This window comes from Psychrobacter immobilis, from assembly GCF_904846175.1.
Lineage (GTDB): Bacteria > Pseudomonadota > Gammaproteobacteria > Pseudomonadales > Moraxellaceae > Psychrobacter > Psychrobacter immobilis_E.
This window is the reverse complement of the sequence record NZ_CAJGZM010000003.1, coordinates 267,854-289,871: the sequence shown is the minus strand read 5'-3', so window position 1 is coordinate 289,871 and position 22,018 is coordinate 267,854. Positions and strand designations below refer to the sequence as shown.

General features: G+C 42.6%; 18 protein-coding genes. 7 read left to right on the top strand and 11 right to left on the bottom strand.

The window, feature by feature from the left end; genetic code table 11:
• Window positions 1–143: 143 nt before the first annotated feature.
• The 6 genes from gspD to JMW39_RS05815 all read right to left on the bottom strand — a co-directional run bounded on the left by gspD (window position 144) and on the right by JMW39_RS05815 (window position 7,451).
• A complete protein-coding gene (gspD, locus tag JMW39_RS05840) occupies window positions 144–2,411 on the bottom strand; it encodes a type II secretion system secretin GspD (protein ID WP_201544739.1) in 2,268 nt (755 codons plus the stop codon).
• A gap of 232 nt (window positions 2,412–2,643) precedes the next feature.
• A complete protein-coding gene (locus JMW39_RS05835) occupies window positions 2,644–3,564 on the bottom strand; it encodes a type II secretion system protein N (protein WP_227679410.1) in 921 nt (306 codons plus the stop codon).
• Window positions 3,565–4,401 (bottom strand): type II secretion system protein N, encoded by an 837-nt coding sequence (gene gspN / locus JMW39_RS05830; RefSeq protein WP_201544738.1) that lies wholly within the window; start codon window positions 4,399–4,401, stop codon window positions 3,565–3,567.
• Between the two features lie 207 nt (window positions 4,402–4,608).
• Window positions 4,609–4,932: an H-NS family nucleoid-associated regulatory protein gene (locus JMW39_RS05825; protein WP_201544732.1), complete on the bottom strand. Its 324-nt coding sequence runs from the start codon at window positions 4,930–4,932 to the stop codon at window positions 4,609–4,611.
• Window positions 4,933–5,296: 364 nt separating this feature from the next.
• Window positions 5,297–5,980: a single-stranded DNA-binding protein gene (ssb, locus tag JMW39_RS05820; protein WP_201544731.1), complete on the bottom strand. Its 684-nt coding sequence runs from the start codon at window positions 5,978–5,980 to the stop codon at window positions 5,297–5,299.
• 106 nt (window positions 5,981–6,086) lie between these two features.
• On the bottom strand, window positions 6,087–7,451 hold the full coding sequence (locus JMW39_RS05815; RefSeq protein WP_201544730.1) for an MFS transporter: 1,365 nt from the start codon (window positions 7,449–7,451) through the stop codon (window positions 6,087–6,089).
• 578 nt (window positions 7,452–8,029) lie between these two features.
• On the opposite strand from JMW39_RS05815, the gene uvrA reads away from it, so the two are divergent.
• Together uvrA and JMW39_RS05805 are read left to right on the top strand one after the other, a co-directional pair.
• Window positions 8,030–10,915 carry an excinuclease ABC subunit UvrA gene (gene uvrA / locus JMW39_RS05810; RefSeq protein ID WP_201544729.1) on the top strand — a complete coding sequence of 962 codons (2,886 nt, stop codon included), beginning with the start codon at window positions 8,030–8,032 and terminating at the stop codon, window positions 10,913–10,915.
• Between the two features lie 225 nt (window positions 10,916–11,140).
• Complete coding sequence (locus tag JMW39_RS05805; protein ID WP_201544727.1) at window positions 11,141–12,376, top strand: RelA/SpoT domain-containing protein; 1,236 nt, start codon at window positions 11,141–11,143, stop codon at window positions 12,374–12,376.
• Between the two features lie 337 nt (window positions 12,377–12,713).
• Here JMW39_RS05805 and JMW39_RS05800 read toward each other — a convergent pair whose 3' ends face one another.
• On the bottom strand, window positions 12,714–12,995 hold the full coding sequence (locus JMW39_RS05800; protein WP_201544725.1) for a DUF503 domain-containing protein: 282 nt from the start codon (window positions 12,993–12,995) through the stop codon (window positions 12,714–12,716).
• A gap of 163 nt (window positions 12,996–13,158) precedes the next feature.
• Here JMW39_RS05800 and JMW39_RS05795 point away from each other — a divergent pair, with 163 nt between their 5' ends.
• The 3 genes from JMW39_RS05795 (at window position 13,159) to gorA (ending at window position 16,012) form a co-directional block, all read left to right on the top strand.
• Window positions 13,159–13,974, top strand: coding sequence for a threonine/serine ThrE exporter family protein (locus tag JMW39_RS05795; RefSeq protein WP_201544724.1), 816 nt, complete (start codon window positions 13,159–13,161; stop codon window positions 13,972–13,974).
• A 1-nt stretch (window position 13,975) separates the two neighbouring features.
• Window positions 13,976–14,428 (top strand): threonine/serine exporter family protein, encoded by a 453-nt coding sequence (locus tag JMW39_RS05790; RefSeq protein ID WP_010201359.1) that lies wholly within the window; start codon window positions 13,976–13,978, stop codon window positions 14,426–14,428.
• A 228-nt stretch (window positions 14,429–14,656) separates the two neighbouring features.
• The gene (gorA, locus tag JMW39_RS05785; protein ID WP_201544721.1) at window positions 14,657–16,012 is read left to right on the top strand and encodes a glutathione-disulfide reductase; all 1,356 of its coding nucleotides are present in this window, start codon (window positions 14,657–14,659) and stop codon (window positions 16,010–16,012) included.
• A gap of 72 nt (window positions 16,013–16,084) precedes the next feature.
• On the opposite strand, the gene JMW39_RS05780 is transcribed toward gorA, so the two are convergent.
• Both JMW39_RS05780 and JMW39_RS05775 read right to left on the bottom strand, forming a co-directional pair.
• Window positions 16,085–17,131 carry an XAC2610-related protein gene (locus JMW39_RS05780; protein WP_201544719.1) on the bottom strand — a complete coding sequence of 349 codons (1,047 nt, stop codon included), beginning with the start codon at window positions 17,129–17,131 and terminating at the stop codon, window positions 16,085–16,087.
• A 158-nt stretch (window positions 17,132–17,289) separates the two neighbouring features.
• Window positions 17,290–17,658: a hypothetical protein gene (locus JMW39_RS05775; RefSeq protein WP_201544717.1), complete on the bottom strand. Its 369-nt coding sequence runs from the start codon at window positions 17,656–17,658 to the stop codon at window positions 17,290–17,292.
• Between the two features lie 107 nt (window positions 17,659–17,765).
• On the opposite strand from JMW39_RS05775, the gene JMW39_RS05770 reads away from it, so the two are divergent.
• Window positions 17,766–17,978 carry a hypothetical protein gene (locus tag JMW39_RS05770; protein ID WP_201544715.1) on the top strand — a complete coding sequence of 71 codons (213 nt, stop codon included), beginning with the start codon at window positions 17,766–17,768 and terminating at the stop codon, window positions 17,976–17,978.
• 59 nt (window positions 17,979–18,037) lie between these two features.
• Here JMW39_RS05770 and JMW39_RS05765 read toward each other — a convergent pair whose 3' ends face one another.
• Complete coding sequence (locus JMW39_RS05765) at window positions 18,038–18,682, bottom strand: GNAT family N-acetyltransferase (protein WP_201544713.1); 645 nt, start codon at window positions 18,680–18,682, stop codon at window positions 18,038–18,040.
• Window positions 18,683–18,789: 107 nt separating this feature from the next.
• Complete coding sequence (locus tag JMW39_RS05760; protein WP_201544712.1) at window positions 18,790–20,418, bottom strand: FAD-dependent oxidoreductase; 1,629 nt, start codon at window positions 20,416–20,418, stop codon at window positions 18,790–18,792.
• 289 nt (window positions 20,419–20,707) lie between these two features.
• Between JMW39_RS05760 and truD the strand changes: the two genes are divergently transcribed.
• Window positions 20,708–21,958, top strand: coding sequence for a tRNA pseudouridine(13) synthase TruD (gene truD, locus JMW39_RS05755; protein ID WP_201544711.1), 1,251 nt, complete (start codon window positions 20,708–20,710; stop codon window positions 21,956–21,958).
• The last annotated feature ends 60 nt before the right edge of the window (window positions 21,959–22,018 follow it).

Here is a 22,018-nt window from a genome sequence, read left to right as displayed (position 1 = left end):
CACTGTGTTTATCTGTGTTATGAATACACAAGCTAATGTACGGCAACTATATCATGCCGTACATTTAAATATGATTTCGGTTTAATATTATTTTAAGAGTGACAGTTTAGGAAGGTCACTTGTAAATCATACGCCATTTGCTTTTAGCGCTTTAATGGATAAGTCGTGATACCGCTGCTGCTTGGGCTATCTACTTTGGTAAAGCCTTGAGAAGACGTTTTTGGCGTTTGGTCACGTTTAGGCACCAAAGGATTAAGCGGCATCAGCTCATAGTCGGCACTGACATCACCATTCCAACCTTCTGTACCACTAAGCGGCAACTGTTTAATCGTACCGTTTTTGTCGATAACCAGTTGCAGGACACGCATCTGATTGTATTTGCGCTCAGTTACACTAGCGACAGCCCCACCGTCACGTAAGATAGTTGGTTGTAAAAATATGATTAAGTTACTCTTTTGGGTCGTGTCATTGTCAGAGCGAAACAGGCGACCAAACAAGGGAACATTACCCAAACCGGGGACTTTTTGTTGGCGTGTAGTGGTGTTATCGCGCATCAAACCACCTAATGCAATGGTCTGCTGATCATCGGCTAAAATCGTGGTATTAATCAGGCTTTTATTGGTAATAAGACCGCTAGCATTGCCCGCGCTGCCCGGTACCACCGACGAGACTTCTTGCGAAACCTCTAAACGTACAGTGCCATTTTCACCAATATGAGGAATGACATTTAAATTAATACCAATGTCTTGACGGTCGATGGTCTGGAAAGGGTTGGTCGAAGAATCACTGCCTGTGGTATAAGAACCGGTGACAAAAGGCACGTTTTGACCAACTAAAATACTGGCCTTTTCATTATCCAAGGTTAGAATCGAAGGCATCGACAGCAAATTGGCACTGGTCGATGAATCAAGTGCTTGTAAGATAGCGCCATAAAACTGAGTATTGCCTTTGCTGTCTTTCTTACTATCACCGATTCCAATTAAAGCCCCTGCAATCGAACCTGCTGCGGCACTGATACCTGCACCACCTGACAAGGCGGCTGCTGCAAGTGAAACGGCACTCGCACCAACGTTATTAAAATTCACCACGCCATAGCCACTATTGGCATTACCCAGCGCCCACTGTACGCCAAGCTGAGTAGCATCATCGCCTGATACCTCAACAATCGCCGCTTGAATCAAGACTTGTGCGCGACGGCTATCGAGCTGATTGACGGCATCTTCAATCTCAAACATCAGCTCAGGCGCGGCATTAACGATAACGGCATTTTGGGTTTCATCAGCGATAATACTAAAAGGTCGACCACCGATACCGGTGCCTGCACCACCCGAACTGCTAGCGGATAAAGCTGCACCAGTATTGCCAGTAGTGTTGTTAGTAGCACTATTGGCAATCGCACTAGCGCCGCCACTATTGAGTGAGGAGCCTGTACTAGCCGCATCATTTAAAGAAGCAGACTCCAAGGTTGATGTCGCACCAGAGCTATTAATAGATTGACTGGCAAGTAAGCCGCGCAGCATCTCTGCAATGTGACCGGCACTGGCATATTTTAAGCGAAAAACACGTAGACCACTCAAACGTCTGGTTGGCGTGGTATCAAGCTGATTGACCATCTCTTTGACTTTGGCAATCATCTCAGGACTGCCTTTTACCAATAATCTATCGCTAGAAGTATCAGCAATGACTTTTAGCTGATTGTTGCCACCTTGGGCTTGCGCGCTACCCGCACTTGCCACCAATGCACTAATCAGCTCCATCATACGTTCAGCATCGACATGACGCAGCGGTATCACTTGCAAACTGTCATTGACGTTGCTGTCTAAATCACGGATAAGCGACGTAAGCTGATTAAGACTATCGGCGCGATCAGACAATACTAGCGCATTAACGCCCGGCACTGCTGCTGCGTGAGCGGACTGCGGCATCAGTGGTCGAATGACACCGAGGACTTCTGCGGCTTGGGTATTGGTCAAATAAATCACTCGCGTCGCTAGCGTCTCACCGACACTATCACCCCGTAAATCTACTGCAACACCCGATTGTTTGGCAACATTATCAGGTACCAGCTTAATCGTCGTACCAGAATCGATAGCAGCGATACCGTTGACTTGCATCACACTTAAAAATAGCTGATAAATCTCATCACGCGACAATGCTTTGTTAGAAATGACGGTGACGTTACCGTTAATGCGCGGATCAAGGACAAAGTTTTGATCGGTAATGGTCGCCACTTCATTAATAAAAGCTTTAATATCGGCATCTTGTAAATTGACCTTCCAGCTTTCTGCACTCACTAGCCCCGTACTTGCCGCCCATAGTGGAATAGCTAGGCATAGAGGACGGCACAGACGCATCAAACGCTGCAAAATATGGTGTAAAGGCGTGACCGAAAAATTTTGAAGACTGACCATATTGATAATTACCTACAGTGATGTCGCGAATATACTAAGTTGCATGATTAATAAGTTTCAAGAGTACTAAGTTTCGTGTTTGCTAAGTTTCGTTTGTACTAAACAAAATGTTTGCTGAACGTAATATGAACTAAATTCAATAACTCATTCATGATTTTTTGCCAGTTTGCCAACTATAAGAACACGCAAAGCTTTATTTAAAAAACCAGTAGCTAAGATTTCTAATTTTTGCTTAAAATTGCTGACGAATAGTAATGACTTGATCGCCGCGTTGTACTTCTATTTGTGCTTCGCCAGATTGTTTTGCTTGCTGCAAGACGTTGGCATCTTGTCCAGGATTACTGCCGACGCTTTGACCATTAACAGTCAACACCTTATCGCCCGGCTCTAGCCCTAAGCGATTACGCAGTTTAGCAGGCATGGCGGCTGTGACCTGATAACTTTCACCTGACGCCATCACACCCATACGACTTAAATAACTGGCGGGATTGGATTGTAATTCAGTGACGGCTTCATCAATCGGCGACTTCGGCTCACCCGCGCTGCTTGCTTCGCCATTTGGCTCGCTCTCAGGATTAACTTGGTTCGGCGGCGCTGTATTAGGTAAGTTTGGCGACATAGTATTATCTGGCAAGCGCTGATTACTCACCGTACCTGCCAGCATAGCACTTTGATCAAGTGGCATAGCTTCCGGCATTTTGATGACGATTTCTTTATCATAGGCATCAGCAATAATGACTTCATTCCAATCGACGGCGACCAACGTATAATCACTATCTTTTAAGGTGTCACCGATACGGTAATTTTTTACTTCGCCATTGACGTCCAACATTGCCGAAGACAGACTTTCTGGTATGGCCATAAGCACACCTTTTAACACGATATTAGGCGGCGGTTGGACTGGAGCAGCGATAGGATCAGGGTCAGTAAAGATAGCAAATAAGCTACTATAATCTGTATTTGAGTTCGCCGTACTTTGTAAAGGAGCAAGCGGTAATGCAGGCGCTAATGGAGCGGCCAGCAGCAGCCACAGTAAGCGCGCCGCTGTCCAGCATAACCAAACAATCGCTAATAACAATAACCACGCTGAAAAGCGATTTAGGGTGTTAATAATAGGTTTTAAACGGCTGGAGATATCGGCAACATTCATCATCTAGCGTGCCCCCAAACCATCGAGCAGCGGCTGCCGCACACTGACCACGGGTGTATCTTGCGGTGCTTGTCCTTTATATTCGGGCATGTTTTCTAGTAGGCGCTGGGTTAAGCTCACATCTAGCATATTATCGCCATCAATATATAAGTCGCCCAAGCGCTTATCTTGATTGTTTACAAGATTAATATGCAGCAGGTTTTTATTGTTCTTTTGCTCGGCGCTGAGCTCGGCACGCAGCGCTGGCATGGTGATATAAAAAACCTTACCGCCGCTAGGATAGCCGACTTCACCGCCAACCCAAGTCAGCTGGCCACTCGCCTCACTAAAGCCCGCCGCATTTTTACCTGAGTTTTCGCCTGAAGTACTTGCTGCGAAATTTGCAGCAGACTGACGTTTTAATGAGACGTTATTAACTTGAATAGGCGCATTAGGCAATTGCCAATCGACCACACTGGCCAAAGTTTCAGAAGCAATTTTACCGCTCATATTTTGAACTTGCCATGAGCTGGTGCCTACTTTAACCTGACCATTCAATCGGGTCTGCTCTGAGCTGATATCAACCTCTGCACCTAATTTGCCCAATAATAAATGCCATGGCTGCCATGACCACTCAGCGGCGCCAGTAAGCGGCGTTGCTGAGACGGGCAATTGCCAAATCGCCGAGCCTTGCCATAAGTTGCCCGACACATGTTGCACATAAGGCGTATCTGGAGCATATTTTTCAAGTAGCCATGCTGCTGGCATTTGCAAAACGGCAAATAGCGCAAATAATACAAAGCCAAATAGCCACCAGAGCTTGCGGGGACGCTTGTGAGACGACGTGGATACTTGAGGCACGGTTAGCTAACTCTTATATAAGACAAAAACGTCATTATCATAGCAAACAATGGCATACAGATGACAGAAAAAAAGCCAGTATCTTTGCACCAAAATACTGGCGATAAAGAGACTGGCTTTTATCTATCGATTTATCTATTAAACCATCATGATTAATGACGCGTTAAAGCTAAATAGCATGAGAGCTTAACAAGATATTTTTAATGACTAAATAGCAAAATCTTCCAATTTACGACCTGCTGCTAGTGCCTCTACCAACCATGTTGGTTTACGTCCGCGACCGGTCCACGTTTCTTCATTATTATCCGTATTGCGATATTTAATGCTACGTTTTTTCTCAAGTTTCTCACCCGCTTGTAAAATCTCTTCAATGCTAGCATCGCTTTCTTCAGCGATTTTTTCAAACTGCATATAAGCGTCGTATAAACGCTGGTGTTGTTTTTGCGCAATAAGTTGTTGGGCATTTTCGGTAATAGCGCGTAGCTCATCAACGTTTAGATCATTTAAATCAATGAAATTGTTTTTGCTCATCATAATCTCCACTTTTATATCAAGGTTATAAATCACATAGCCTGACGACTAATGACTTATGAATAATAAAAATCGTAAGTAACAGTAATATAAACAAAAATATAATCCATCACAAGTATTGATTGGTATTCATTGATAATAAGATAACAATCATAAATGTTATTAAATTATAGCGGTTTTAAAAGATAGTTAACTTTATATGAGTATTTATAATAAAACTCTATTATTCAAATATTATTACTTTATAAATCTTAAGTATTTCTCTTTATCACTATTTAAATAAGTCAAAAATCAGCAGCATAAAAAAGAGCCTATAAATATAGGCTCCCTTAAATTTAATCTGCATTATTCATTTATGTATTCCTCAAAAAGGAATATCATCATCTACAGGACCATCTGGCATCGCTGTCGGTTTAGACTGTGCTGGTGCTTGAGCTGGTTTATTAAATTGATTTTGCGATGACGGATTTTGATTATTAAAGCTGTTTTGGCTGCTGTTTTGATTGTTGCCTTGTGACATACCTTGCGAAGCTGGAGCGCCGCCTTGGTTATAGCCACTTTGCTGATTACTCGCTGGTTGACCATAATTACCCTGACCACCTTGGTTTTGACCGCCTTGATTGCTATAGCCGCCACTACCCTGATTGCCATAACCACCTTGACCTTGATTTGAGCTTTGACCACCAAAACCACCAGCATCTCCACTACCGCCGGTCGCGCCATCGAGCATTTGCATTTGCTCCGCACGAATCTCGGTGATATAACGGTCCTGACCATTGGGATCTTGATATTTACGCGTACGCAAACTGCCTTCAATATAGACCTTGCTGCCTTTACGCAAATATTGCGCCGCGATTTCGCCTAGACGATTAAACAATGAAATGCGATGCCATTCCGTTGCTTCTCTTTTTTCACCGCTTTGCTTATCAGTCCACTGCTCTGAAGTCGCAACCGAAATGTTGGTCACGCTACCGCCATTACTGAATTGGCGTGCCTCGGGGTCTGCTCCAAGGTTACCGATGATGATAACTTTATTAACTCCGCGCATAGTATCGTCCTTTTATTGACAAATCGTTTTATGAATATTTTAATAACTATTAAATGAAACTGATTAATAATATCAGTAATATGAATTTACTTTAACCAATTTTTGTTTAAATATCTAGGGGGCTTTGTGCCAGATGCGACAGCTCTTGTCGTGACAAATCTGTAAGCTGTGTCTTATCCAATTTTAAATAAGCGACCTGCTCTTTTGCCATGACGACCAACTCATCAACGCCATCTACCGCCAGCATTTGCCGTGACCAATCCTGTATATTGATATCTTTAGGAATCGTAACGGTGGTACTTGATAAATATGGTGGATCGGCAATCGGAATAATCAGCAGCAATGCCGCGCCCATAATAACGGCCAATATACCCCACGCCAGCAGATTTGGCTGGGTCAATAATAAGCCACCCATCGCCCCACCGACAAAGGCACCAAAGAACTGACTCGATGAATTCAGTCCCATTGCCGTCGCTTTATTGGCAACTGGCGCACGCTTCGATATCCACGATGGAATCGTCGCTTCAAGTAAGTTAAAGCCCATAAAATACAGCAGCAGCCCTAAAATAATCCCCACACCGAGCTGACTACCAAGCGCCAATAACGCTAAAGCGGCAGTCATCAATGCAATCGCGCCCAAGAATACTTGGCGCATTTTACGTTTCTTTTCAGCGATGATAATAAAGGGCAAAGCAACTGCAAAGCCTATAAACAATAACGGCAGATACACCAGACCTTGCTGACGTACCGACAATCCCATTACCTCATTAAGCTGATGCGGCAAAATGACAAAAATAGCCGTCATGGTCAAATGCAGAGCAAAAATACCAATGTGCAAACGATTTAAATCACCAATTTTTAAGACCTCTGCCAACTGCTGACCAATCGATTTATTATCCAAATTGTGCTTGAGTACCCGTAGCGGCGTTGGCACAAACAATAATAACAACATTGCCAAAACAGCAAAGCCTGCGGTCAACCAAAAAAGTCCAGAAATACCAAGTGAGCCGACTAATAACGGCCCAAAGGCAAACGCAAGCATAATAGAGGTCGCAATGGTCAAGCCCATCGTCGCCATCGCTTTGGTGCGCATCTCTTCGCGCGTAACGTCTGCTAACAGCGCCATTAATACCGCCGAGACCGCGCCACTACCTGCCAGTGCGCGCCCGATAATGACCTCATAAATATCAGTCGCATTGGCAGCGACTATACCGCCGAGGGCAAATAATATCAGACCTAAAAATATAATAGGTTTACGTGGAAACTTATCCGCCGCCAAACTCATTGGGATTTGAAAAATGGCTTGCCCTAGTCCATAAATACCGACCGCCAAACCAATTAGAAACGGTGTCGCATGCGCATAATTATCACCATAGACAGAAAATACTGGCACAATCATAAACAAGCCGATCATCCGCAAGGCAAATATACCACCAACCCCGAGGATTGCCCTTTTTTCTACGCTATTCATACTTGCCTCACTGATTCATCATGGCTGGTTTATCGCTAATTTATCACTACGCCTCTGCTCTTTATCTACAACGCTCTATGCCAGGTATCGACTAAAAATTAAGCCCCCTAGTATAAGACATTCGCTGTTTGCTTGCCGATACTTTTGCCTTGCTGCTTCAGCATCACGGCTGACACTGACTTAAGCGCTTCATTTTACGAGATAATTTTGTTACCAAGTGCGTATAAGGCAGCAGCACACCTTGAATAATGTGCTCAGGATGACAATAAAGTAAGACGTCGCAAATGATATTGTTCGCTCAAATCTATAACAAACCACTCATATTAGTTACCCTTTATTTAGATTACCTTCATCCATTTCAAGTACTAAAGGCATAATATAAAAAAGACAATCATTACTATCGCTTTGTGAAAACTGCACATTTTTATAAAGCCATATTAATTCAAATAGTATTTTTAAAAATAGCCACACTTTTGATTCATCATTACTTTTAATTAAGCATTTAACTCAACTTTATTTAGCCCTTTAATTTTAAACATTTTTATATACCCTTTTATCAAATAGGAAATCTATCAACGATGGCACACGAGTATATTAAGGTTCGCGGCGCACGCACTCATAATCTAAAAAATATCGATTTAGACATTCCACGAGATAAATTTGTGGTGATTACGGGTTTATCAGGCTCTGGTAAATCGTCATTGGCATTCGATACGCTTTATGCTGAAGGCCAACGTCGTTATGTTGAAAGCTTGTCGGCTTATGCACGTCAGTTCCTCTCGCAAATGGAGAAGCCTGATGTCGATAGTATCGAAGGCTTGTCACCGGCGATTGCTATCGAGCAAAAATCAACCAACCATAACCCACGCTCAACGGTCGGTACGATTACCGAGATTTATGACTATTTGCGTCTACTTTATGCGCGTATTGGTACGCCTTATTGCCCAGAGCATGGTGAGCCGATGGTTGCACAGTCGGTGACTGAAATGGTCGATCAAGTGATGGCGCTGCCCGATGACACTAAAATCATGATACTTGCACCGGTGATGCGTGAGCGTAAGGGCGAGCATACGGTCTTACTTGAGCAGCTAATTGGTCAAGGCTTTGTGCGCGTACGCGTTGACGGTGATGTTTACGATACCGATGAGCTACCGACACTCGATAAAAAGAAAAAGCATACTATTGAAGTCGTCGTTGACCGCTTTAAAGTCCGTGATGACTTAGGCAACCGTGTTGCTGAAAGTTTGGAGACGGCGCTGCGTTTAGGTCAAGGACTGGTCACGCTACACTTTATGGATGGTAATCCAAAAGAAGGCGGTGATGAAAACCAAGTGATGTCAGCTAAGCATTCTTGCCCAGTCTGTGATCGTGCGGTCTCTGAGCTTGAACCACGGATGTTCAGTTTTAACAATCCATATGGTGCTTGCCCAAGTTGCGATGGTCTTGGCAAACGTCAGTATTTTTCTGCCGAAAAGCTGATTACCCATCATGAAAAATCGCTCAATCAAGGGGCGATTAATGGTTGGGATAAGCGTCATGCTTATTACTTTGGTCTGCTCTCTACCGTTTGTAATCATTTTAAAATTGATATGGATGCACCGTGGCAAGATTTGCCAAAAGAACAGCAAGACCTTATCATGCAAGGCTCTGGTAAAGAGAAGCTGACTTTTAACTTTACTGATGAGCGCGGGCGTAAAACCAATAAGACTGTGCCATTTGAAGGCGTGCTGCCTTATTTAGAGCGCCGTTATGCCAAAACCCAAAGTAACCTGGTTCGTGATGAGCTGGCTAAATATTTGGCGGATACCACTTGTAACGTCTGTGATGGTGCACGTTTGAATGAGATTTCACGTAATGTCCGCGTTGACGATCAAACCATCGCTCAAATCGTTAAGCTGTCTATCGGTGACGCTGCTGACTATTATAAAACGCTGAAGATTGGTGGTCATAAAGGTGAAGTCGCGGAAAAAATCTTTAAAGAGATTAATGAGCGTTTAAACTTCCTCGTTAGTGTCGGACTTGATTATCTATCGCTTGCCCGCTCTGCTGAAACGTTATCCGGCGGTGAAGCACAGCGTATTCGTCTTGCTAGCCAAATTGGTGCAGGCTTGATGGGCGTCATGTATGTGCTTGATGAGCCGTCAATTGGTCTGCATCAGCGTGACAATGATCGCTTACTCAAAACCCTAACGCGCTTACGTGATTTGGGCAATACCGTACTGGTCGTCGAGCATGATGAAGATGCCATTCGCCAAGCGGATCACGTTATCGATATCGGTGTCGGCGCAGGCGTACATGGCGGTCATATCATCGCTCAAGGCACAGTCGATGACATCATGGCGAATAAAGAATCACTGACTGGACAATATATGTCTGGGAAGAAAAGAATCGAGATTCCAAGCATTCGTCATAAAGCCAAAACCATCGATATGGAAGTCAAAGGTAAAGCCAATCCCAAACAAATACCGATGACTATTGAGCTAAAAGGCGCATCAGGTAACAACTTGCATGACGTTGATTTGACCTTGCCAATCGGTATCATGACTTGTATCACTGGTGTTTCAGGTTCTGGTAAATCGACTCTAATTAACCGTACCTTAATGCCTTTAGCCGCAACGCAGTTAAATAACGCCTCAACACTTATCGCGGACAAGCATGACAGTATCAGTGGTCTTGAGCATTTAGATAAAATGGTCGATATCGATCAAAGCCCAATTGGTCGTACGCCGCGCTCAAACCCAGCGACGTATACTGGCGTGTTTACCCCAGTACGTGAAATGTTTGCACAAACGCAAGAAGCACGTGCTCGTGGTTATAAAGCCGGTCGCTTTAGCTTTAACGTAAAGGGCGGACGCTGTGAGATGTGTCAAGGTGATGGTCTCATCAAAGTTGAGATGCATTTCTTACCGGATATGTATGTGCCGTGTGATACCTGTGAAGGCAAGCGCTATAACCGCGAGACGTTAGAGATTCACTATAAAGGTAAAAACATCGCTGACGTGCTCGATATGACCGTTGAAGATGCGACTGAATTCTTCTCAGCCATTCCAGCGATTTATCGTCGTCTGCAAGCGTTGATGGATGTCGGTCTTAGTTATATTCGCTTGGGTCAGTCTGCGCCAACGTTATCAGGTGGTGAAGCGCAGCGTGTTAAATTGGCGCGCGAACTTGCCAAACGTGATACCGGACAGACGCTCTATATCTTGGATGAGCCAACCACTGGGTTGCACTTCCATGATATCGATAAGCTACTGCATATCTTGCATACCCTACGCGATAAAGGTAACACTATCGTGGTCATCGAGCACAATCTTGATGTTATCAAAACTGCGGATTGGGTGATCGATTTAGGTCCTGAAGGCGGCAAAGGTGGCGGACTGATTATCGCTGAAGGTACGCCAGAGGAAGTGGCGGAAGTAAAAGGCTCATATACGGGTGAGTTCTTGAAGCCGATGCTTAAATAAGCGATGAAAGAAGTCAGTTAATAGAAGTCAGTTAATAGAAGTTAGGTAATAATTGATGAAAAGGCTACTCTTTATAGGGTGGCCTTCTTTGTTGTCTAAAATTTGGTTGTTGTAGATAATCACGTTTTTTTATACTTGGTAGGATCTGATAGCGATAGCGTAACCTACCATTAATGTGGCAAACTAACCCATCTTACACGGCTAATTTTATGGATATAAGTATTTATGAGAAATACAGATGAGAATAATATATTTGAATTTGAAGGTCTTCAAGCTGAGAGCTTAAAAGAGGCAAATATTAGTAAAAATACAATTATACAAATTTACAGAGACTATATATTGAATCAAGAAATTCTAAAGCAACAGGCTCAATATTTCGGGAATATACTGCATCTAGGCGAAGAAATTAATTCGGTAAAATGGAGAGTCAAAGATCCTATTCACTTACTAACTAAAATAGTTAGAAAGAGAAAAAAAGCTATTAATGAGCATCAGAAATCTCCTTATCTAGAAATCAATGTAACTAACTATAAAAATATAATTGATGATTTAGTCGGAATTAGAGCTATTTATTTGTTCAAAGAAAATTGGGGACAAGTAAATAAATTTATTTTAGAGAATTTTAGTGTATGTGGAGATGAAAATATAACCATATATCATGCTCCTGACGATGATTTAAGCTTCTATCCAAATGATAATTTGAGCGATTATAAGTACAAACGAGTAGAAAGAGATTCTCGATATAGGTCTACTCATTACATTATCAAAGGAATTACACCTCATAGTTATAACTTTGAACTACAGACTCGCACTATATTAGATGAAGCATGGGGAGAGATTGACCACCATGTTCGATATCCCAAATTTGAACATCATCCAGAGTTAAAGCGGAAAATGTCTGTGCTAAACGGTGCAATTAGCGGATGTGAAGAACTAACTTCAAGTTTTTACAGTTATTTTAATAGTTTAGACTCCAATACTACTGATGGAGATAAGGCGCTAGATTTTGTTAATACATTGACTTTACACCCTGAACAAGAACAAATGATACAAAATATTCCTGATAATATGGATATTGTAGAAGAAACTGCAAAAATAACAGATGAAGTATGGGACAGCATAATATCTAAAGCAGCCCAATCAAGAGAAAATGAGAGAGTATTGAAAAATAAAGGATTGTTAGATACGGATAATAAATTATCTTCGTCTCATAACAATGTACTTGATGAATTAATAAAATACTATGTTCGTATGTTAATCCCAGAGGACAGCCATAGTTCTCTTTCATCTTTCTTTAATAATCGAACACCTGATAAAGGTGAGAAAATTCCAAATAAGGGTGAGCAGATCATAAAACCTCTTAATGAATCGAAAGTGAAAAGTGAATATTTAAAAAAAATAAATGTTGTTTCTAAAGATATTGATTTCACCAATGACGATTCAGATGATGATAAAAATTAGACTATGTCTGATATTACTATAAATTTTTGAATTTTTTTAATAATAAGAAAGTATTATGAGAAGTATTAATTATCCATAGGATTCATTGCATTTATGATAAGACAAATTATCACGCTCATATCGATCATACTCACATAGACCCTTTTAAATATGAATATGTAGAGCAAATTGAAGACTGGCAATATTCCTCATTTCCTCGATTTGTGAAGGATGGTTTGCTTCCTGTCAATTGGGACAGATGAGGATATTCTTTTTTAAAGTAAATGTTGGGTGTCGCAAGCTCCACCCAACCTACAAGTTAGACATTTTTCAGAGTTAAGATATAAAACCATTTAAACTAAACAAACTCCCTCTCAACATTCATCACCCGCGCATCTACCGTCCGCTCTACCTTCTCTTCTATTTGACTGCATTGCGACTCAACCTCACGTTTAGACAGCCCGACTATCACAAACGTCCACTCGCTGGCGTCATGCCGATCACGCTCACCGCTCTCACATACCGCGATGCTTGGCGTACTGCCAAAGCGTGCATGCAAGCCGCCCATGCGTTGGCGCTTTTCTTTTAATGAGCTACATCCGGGTAAAGCAAAAGTCAGGGTTAAGATAGCGATATGCATTTTATTCTCCTTACGACAGTGGTTTACGCTTTATAATAGTAGCAAATAAGCACGTCAAGTTATGCTATCGTTACCTTGTTGTCTCGATAGCCCATAACCGCTCACAGTGTTTATACTTATGCCCTTCATACAAATCACAATAGCCAACATGCGTATCTAATCAATGACCTCTATCAGCTACGTACAGCAACAGCACATTACTCGATTATGCGTGCGCTGCGGACTACTCCTTATGCAGTATGGTGCTGAGTCTGCCGTGGTGGTGGACTTATCGAAACGCTTGGGGCTTGCGTTGGGGATGAACAGCGTAGAATGTTCGCTGAATTTTAATGCCATTACCTTGACCACTATCTGTGATGAGCGCTGTATCACCACCACCAGAGATACAATCAATCAGAGCATTAATGTCAATTTATTGGTACAAATTCAGCAAATTATCAACAGAACCGAAGCCGATATAAATAGCGACAAGCCAGATAACAATAAGCTGAAGTCTGAGCTGACGGAACGCACCACCCTTGCCTTTGATGAGTTAGATAAAACCATTTATCCAACATGGCTAGTGGGCATATTTGTTGGTGCATCTTGTGCTGCGTTTGCGTATCTAAATGGTGGCAGTTGGTCGATTACTGGCGTGACTTTTATCGCGGGTATGGTAGCGATGTTTACCCGTATTTATTTGTCCAAACACCATTTTAATCCCTTTATAGCGGTCATCGTGACAGCTTTTATCGCTTCTTTAATTGGGTCGACGACTTACTATTTTGATATTGGTAATAATGCTGATATTGCCGTTGCCTCTAGTGTGCTCTTACTAGTACCAAGCTTTCCATTGATCAACTCTTTCTCAGATATCCTAAAAGGCTATGTCAATATTGGGATTGGGCGTGCCGTTTTTACCTATATGCTGACTTTGTCCGCTTGCGTTGGCATTGTGATGGCGCTGGTTTTACTTCGAATACAGCACTGGGGGTTTTGACATGTGGTTTATTGAAACCGTGGTGCTGTCCTGCATCATTACCCTTGGTTGGACGCTGATGTTCAGCGTTCCCAAACGCTATATTTTGCCATGTTTATTGATGACCGCGTTTGGATTTGGGCTAAAAACAGCGCTGGTCTATCAGCACGTCCATCTGGTGGTTGCCAGCTTTTTTGGGGCGATGCTTGCCAGCTTTTTGGGGGTTTATTTTTCTAAAAAGTACACCCTACCACCCAAAGCGTTAATTTCGCCAAGCGTCATCTGTATGATGCCAGGTATCGCCGCTTATAAGGCGATGGTCAGTATGGTGCAGATTGGCTATTTCGGTTTTTCGGACGAATTATTTAGCCAAATGATGGTGTATCTATTTGAAGCTTTATTTGTGACCTCAGGATTAGTGCTGGGCTTATCGATTCCCGGACTGTTATTTTATAGACGGCGTGCCATAGTCTAGGTAGGTTTAAGTAGGTGTAGATGAATTTAGATAAGTTTAAATCGCGGGCTGTTTGTGCCTAAATATTTTTATAACCTGATGCTAGCTGGCACAGCTTCATAAGCAAAACCTTGTAAGATTAATTATCATACCCATTACAATAGAGTTTAAAACAACAGAATTAAAAAATAATAGACTGCAAAATTGTACCAATACGCATCAATACGTACTGAATAAAGAGACTTAACTATGACCAAACATTATGATTATATTTCCATTGGTGGCGGTAGCGGCGGCATTGCCTCGATTAACCGCGCAGCGAGCTATGGCAAAAAATGCGCCATTATCGAAGCCGACAAATTGGGAGGCACGTGCGTAAACTTGGGTTGCGTACCTAAGAAAGTGATGTGGTATGGCGCGCAAGTTGCTGAAGCGATTCATAAATATGCGCCAGATTATGGCTTTGATATCGAGGTTAAAGGCTTTGACTTTCAAAAACTAGTGAATAGCCGCCAACAATATATCGAAAACATTCACCGCTCTTATGACAATAATTTGGCGAAAAACGGCGTTGAAGTGATAAAGGGCTTTGCCACATTCGTCGATACCAATACGGTTGAGGTCAATGGCGAACTGATTACCGCTGACCATATTTTGATTGCGACGGGTGGACATCCAATTCTCCCCGATATCAAAGGCGCAGAATACGGCATCGATTCTGATGGCTTTTTTGCTTTAAACGAGCTGCCAAAACGGGTGGCTATCGTTGGCGCTGGATATATTGCTGTCGAAATCGCTGGCGTGTTAAATAGCCTTGGCTCTGAAGTCCATCAGTATGTGCGTCAACATTCGCCGCTGCGCTCATTTGACCACACTATCGTTGAAACCTTGCTGATAGAGATGGAGCAAGACGGTATTCAGTTGCATACCAATACCATGCTCACTGAGATTAATAAAAATGATGATGGTAGTCTAACTTTATGTACCGCAGATGGTAGCCTCGATACAGTAGATTGCCTGATTTGGGCGATTGGTCGTGCGCCTTCGACGGACAATATCAACTTGCAAGTGACAGGGGTTGAGACGACTGAGAACGGTAAAATCAAAGTCGATAAATTCCAAAATACCAATATTAAAGGGATTTATGCGGTCGGCGATATTATCGAAAACAGCATTGATTTGACGCCAGTGGCTATCGCCGCAGGTCGTCGCCTATCTGAGCGCTTATTTAACGATAAGACCAATGAGCATCTAAGTTATGATTTGATACCGACGGTTATCTTTACCCACCCTGCTATCGGCACGATTGGCTTGTCTGAAATCGATGCAGTTGAGCAATATGGTAAAGAAAATATCAAATGTTATAAATCGACTTTTACCTCTATGTATAGCGCGGTGACCCAGCACCGTCAAAAATGCGTGATGAAGTTAGTGTGCTTAGGTGAGGATGAAAAAGTGATTGGCTTGCATGGCATTGGCTATGGCGTCGATGAGATGATTCAAGGCTTTGCCGTCGCGATAAAAATGGGCGCGACTAAGGCTGATTTTGATAATACGGTTGCCATTCATCCAACTGGCTCGGAAGAATTTGTGACGATGCGCTAGCTTTTATAGACTAGATGATATTAGTAAAAAGGCTACCTTTAACAAGGTAGCCTTTCTTGTTTTGAATGCTTTTTATCTAATTTTTACATTCTTAAATCGCGCAAGATTGTTTAAATTTCCACGCATACTACCGTTTTGTGCTTTTAAGAGAACGGTCTGATTAGAATTTTTGACCGTAATACCTTTATTATTTATTTCATAAACCACTGGCTTATTGGTGAAGCTCAAGGTTTTTTGCTTAGCGTCATATATGAACTGTCCATCATAATACAACTCAATTTTACCGTCTTTATCAATAAAGGCATAATACAGATGATCCTCATCATAGCTATCGAGTATCATTTTTTTGCCATTATCTAAATCGAATCCATAAACGTAGCGCGATGAATCATCGCCTTCTTCATACATAGCTAGCTTCTGGTATTGGTTTTCGACCATCTTGCCATTGACTCTCGTTTTCTCAAGGATAGAGAGTAAGCCTTTGTAGTTATATTCTTCCTCTACGATACGCACCGCTACTGGTTTATTATTGATGACTTTATAATCTGAATATTGATGCCATGCCGCGCCACTCTTAGTCATGGTATGCAAAGTCTGTTTTTCTTCGTCAATATCAAAAAATCCGCAATTACCTTGCGCCAGTTCAGTAAAGCCTTCGCTGTGCACGAAAGTCCTCCCTTGCTTGAGATAAACCTGATAAGAAGAGCCGCCATAACAGCCATTACGCCCATCTTTAATCGCTAAGTCGAATTTATTGTCAAAATTGAAGTCGTCATAAATCAGCACACTACTCTCTCCATAAGGAAGGCTGACAATATTGGCGCTGATTTTGTCGCCTAGCTGATGCGCTTCACTGTTATCAAGCTCATAGTCAATATCGATATCAGCAGGCTGACTAATCAAGATTTTCTTAGTCTTGGCGTCTCTTATTTCCACAATACTATTGGTTTCACTATCTGCATCATTTGTTGATTTAATAATGGCGTAGTAATCGTCAGAGAAGTCTTGTATCTGATAGGTTTGAGCTGAAGCTGCATAGGCTAAAAAAGGCAAAACAAACAAACCCAAAAATGCGAATGCCTTCTTGCTTATCTTTTTAGAGAAAGAATAAATATCCATATAAATCCTTAGCAGCTTAAGAAAATAAAAAATACCAATTTATACCAGCTTTAATATCAATCATTAAATCATTAAATCGTTAGGAGAGAGTTCAAATTCGTTAGCTTGAAAATGTCGATGTTTTTTTTATAAGTAGTTTATACAAGCATAGCTCAGTTTTAATCACCTAGTACCCATTCTCCTTTAACTTGATAAAATTTAAAATTGGTCTTATGGGTGCGACTATTCCCTGCAATCGTTTGGGTGATATCAGCGCTACACATATAGGTATTGTCGCCCTCAACGCGGTCACAGTTGATATTCTCAATGCGCTCAAGTTTTGGCGTCATGCGCTCCATCAAACTGCTTATATCTTGTGCCATTTTATCATTGCCCGCGTTCGCCTTGGCAGCCTCCATTATTTCGATACCTTGCTCATATTGCACTGCAATCAACCCCTTAACTGTGCTTTCAGAAGGCTCGTTAGAACACGTGGCAAAAAATAGTATCAATACTACGGTTAACGCCCATCTTTTAAAATCTCCCACCTTGTCCTCCTGTTATGTTACTAGCATCTTTAAAACTGAAGAGGCGGATAATTCAGACAGTACAATCACGTTACTGCTATCATGCGTTTAATAATCACCGTTGCGAGATGCTTGTGTGGCAGATGTATTTTTCTATATTACCGATTGGTCTGGGCATCATGACCTTGGTCGCAAGCCTAATTGGCTTGTTTGCTTATTTGATGTCTGATGATAATGCCACGCGCCTGCCTGCTTTTAATTGGTTTAAGCGCTTAATTATCGTGGCATTTCTCCTATTGAGCGTCGGATTATTTATGACCTTTGGCAGTTTTTGGGGTTAGTTGCTTTAATGTCAGCTGAATTGAGGTTAGTTTAATTGAAGTTGATAAGCCTTATTAGTTTATGACTCACTTACGAGTTTTTCTAATTCTAATAACTCTAAATCTTGGCGTTTAGGTTCACCATTATTGCCGTCGATAGGAAACGGCATACTGTTGCCATTTAACTGATAACCGCGGCGCTGATAATATGCCAAAAGCTCAGGACGATGACTTAAAATAGACATGGTCAAACGCGCGGGACTTTGAGCAGACTTTGATGTATTTGATTGCAAATGCCGCTGCGCAAACGTCTCAGCTGCCTGCAATATCTGATGACCAACGCCATGCCCTTGCAACTCTGGCAGGACGGCAAACATGCCGATATAGGCTTTCTTATTGCCAGCGTGCTGATTTGTATCAGTATCATCTTTTATATCGACCGCGATACAACCTAATAACTCGCCTGTTTCTTCGCCATCACGCTCGCCTGTTGTGGTTTTTGGATAAATGAAAACGTAATGTTTTGGGTCAGCGATGACGGCTAACAGCTCATCTTTAGTAGTACGAATACCGCCGATTAAATCTGCCTCATTGGTCCAGCCTTCTGCTTGCCGATAACAGCGATTCAGCAATTGCTCAAGCGCATCAATATCATTTGCTTCAGCTTGGCGTAAAAATACGGTTGTTCTATTTAAGACTTCTTTATTTATGTTCTCTTTACTCATAACATCGGTTTTCCTTTTCCGTTCATATCTTATAAAAATCTATCGTATAAAAGGCTGGCTCGGATAACCAAGCCAGCCTTTATAATAATACGTATCAGTTTTGAGTACTAGCGGGATAACGCGTGGGCTTGCTCGATAATATCAAATCCTGCATTGATTTGAGCGCGCGTTGGCTCATGACCAAGGCGCAATAATTCAGAGAAAGCAATCAGCTCTTTGTCACGTCCGAGCGAGCTTGCGGCACTGGCTCGCGTATTCTCCCCATCATCATCAAAATAATATTCGATATAATCAAGCTTATCAGGCGAACCAAATAAAATACCCTTATCAGGTGTGGCAGCATGGCCGCTATAGCGCAGGCTTTTGCCATACTGTGCTGTCCAAAAGAAAGGAATACGCTCTGCTAACGAATTGACATTATCCTCATTCAAGATAGCTGCCGCCGTAACTAGACCATGTTGCAACGCCACCCGCCAATGCTCGATACGCATGCGTCCCATCTGATTGGTGGCTTTGGCGATATCACCCAGCGCATAGACGCCATCACGCAGTTGTAAGGTCTCATCAACTTGCACACCATCTGGCGCGTTTACTTCATTTAACAGCTCAGTACGTGGTGCAACACCGGTTCCTAAAATGACCACATCGGCGGCAAGCGTTCTGCCATCTGATAGGGTGACGCCGCTGACTTTACTGTTTTCATTATCAGTACCGTCTTCATCAGCATTGATTTCGTCAACGCCGGCACCGAATACAAAATTAACGCCCTTTTCTTCGTGTAATTTGATTAAAGCATTACTGACGCTTTCAGAAACGATATTAGCCATCACACGGCGACTACGCCCAACGACAGTGATAGAGGCCGCCTTCCCTGCCTCCATTAGTGCCGACGCCACTTCCATACCGATAAAACCGGTGCCGACAATAACCACATGCTTATTATCACTGGCATTTTTGATAGCCTTAGCATCATCCATACTACGTAGCGTATAAACGCCATCGAGCTCAGCCCCTTTAAAAGGCGGTATTTTTGGCTCAGCGCCTGTGGCCACTACTAAGAAGTCCGCGGTTTGCTCTTCGCGTTTACCGTCTGCGTCTTTGATGACAATGGTATGCGCGTTCGGTAATACTTCACTGACGATTTGCTGTAAGCGCAAATCGATATTATTGTTACGTGCCCAATCAGCGCCGCCCAGCATTAGATATTTCTCATCCATTTTACCTGCCAAAAACATTTTGGATAATAAAGGACGATTATAAGGGGCTTTATCGTCTTGGCTAATTAAGGTAATCTTGCCGCCATAACCGGTATGCCGCAGCTGATTGGCCGTCATAAAGCCTGCGCCACCACCGCCTATGATAATGGTATGGGTGTCCGTCATTTTGTCATTGGCCACACGCTTATCTATCTTTGCCGTGGTTTTGATGGTTAAGCTATCGCCTTCGTCGGTCAGTTCGTATTGGGTCAGCCCGCGCATAGCGACTGGCTCTAATAGCGTGCCATCGCGACTATCAAAGCTGCCATGATGCCACGGGCAAATGACGCGATTACCACAGCGTAACCCTGCTCCCAGATCTGCGCCAGCATGCGGACATTTACCATCAAAGGCGCTAAATTCGTCCTCATCACGCGTGATTAAAATGATACTATCGTCATCCTGTTTATAGGATTTCATGCCACCATTTGGAATTTCGGCTTTACTAATGGTGACAGTATGAATCGTTGCATTGCTCATAAGTTATCCTTAACATTTAATATTGATCGTTATTGGTTCATGCTAAAAAATTCCTGCTGAAAACGTATTGATGTAAGCTGATTGAATCAATCAATACCGATAGAAATACGCAATTTAAAAAATCAGATACCTTGATAGTAGCAAGCCCATTTGATAGGCGCTGTTTATTTGTATGCTGCCTGCGTTGCAAAACGTAATTCTGACTTTTAAATCTTTAATGCCTTTTAAACCTTTAACATATATCTCAACCAATTTACTTTAATACCTATAATCAAAAAAAGATGCCTTTATGACCTCTCAAGACGATTTAAATAACGACTCACTTAATAACGAAACGCTTGATGATAAGACATTTGATATTTCGATCTTCGATATCAGCGCCGCTACTAATACGGCCAACTTACCACAACCGCTGCAGCCGCCTTTAGCACAAGCGACTTATAAAGCCCATGCCACAGACTTTGTGGTTAATGAGATATTGCCGCTCGACTTTACGGGCGAAGGTGAACATTTATGGTTGCATATTGAAAAGCTGGGCATGAATACCGCCTACCTTGCCAAGCTGCTATCCGAATGGGCGGAGATTCCACTACGCGATGTTGGTTACTCAGGGCTTAAAGATCGTCATGCGCTGACCACACAGTGGTTTAGCCTGCGGATACCTAAGAAGCAATTACCAGAGTCTGAATTTGCACCCGTAGATGTCGGAGTCGACGAATCGATCACTATCCTTGCGCAGTATTGGCATAACAAAAAGCTCAATCGCGGTACGCATAGAGCCAATCAATTTATCATTACCTTGCGTGATTGCCGGTTTGCCGATTTAGATACAGCAGCGCCAATGCCTGAGCAGTTATTATCATCTAAGAAAAGTGACAAGGGTGCTGTCGAGCAGCATTTAGCCAATATCAGCACAACGGGCGTGCCAAATTATTTTGGCCCACAGCGCTTTGGATGGAATGGTAATAATGTAAGAGAAGCATTGGCATTGTTTGCTCGTCCAGCGCCAGAAAGTCGGCCGCAACCCAAAAAAAGCAAACGCAAACAAGCGCCGCGCGAGCAAAACAGCATGGAGCTGTCTGCTGCGCGTAGCTTGATATTTAATGAAATATTGGCAGCACGGGTGCGCGATGGTAGTTGGACTAATGGGCTTGCAGGCGAAGTGTTTAATTTGGACGGGTCAGGCTCGATATTTGCCAGCGAAGCAATCGATGAGACTTTGCAAGCGCGACTTGCCAGCGGCGATATTCATCCAACGGCGGTATTATGGGGCGTGGGTAATGATAAAGTCAGTGGCACAGCTGCCGCTATCGAAAATGATATTGTGCAGAAAAATCCATTATTACATCAGCTAGCTACAGGATTAGAGAAGTGCGATATCAAAGCACAACGACGAGCGTTAAGATTACCGATTGAGGAGCTAAGCTGGGAATGGCAGGACACAGATGATGAGCTGACATTGGTGCTCAGTTTTACTTTAACGACCGGTAGCTTTGCAACCAGTGTGCTTTCAAGCTTGGTTGCAAATTTAAGCACCTAACTGAATAACCGCCTAAGCAATAATTTAATCATTAGAAGCAATAATTTGGTGATTTAGAGA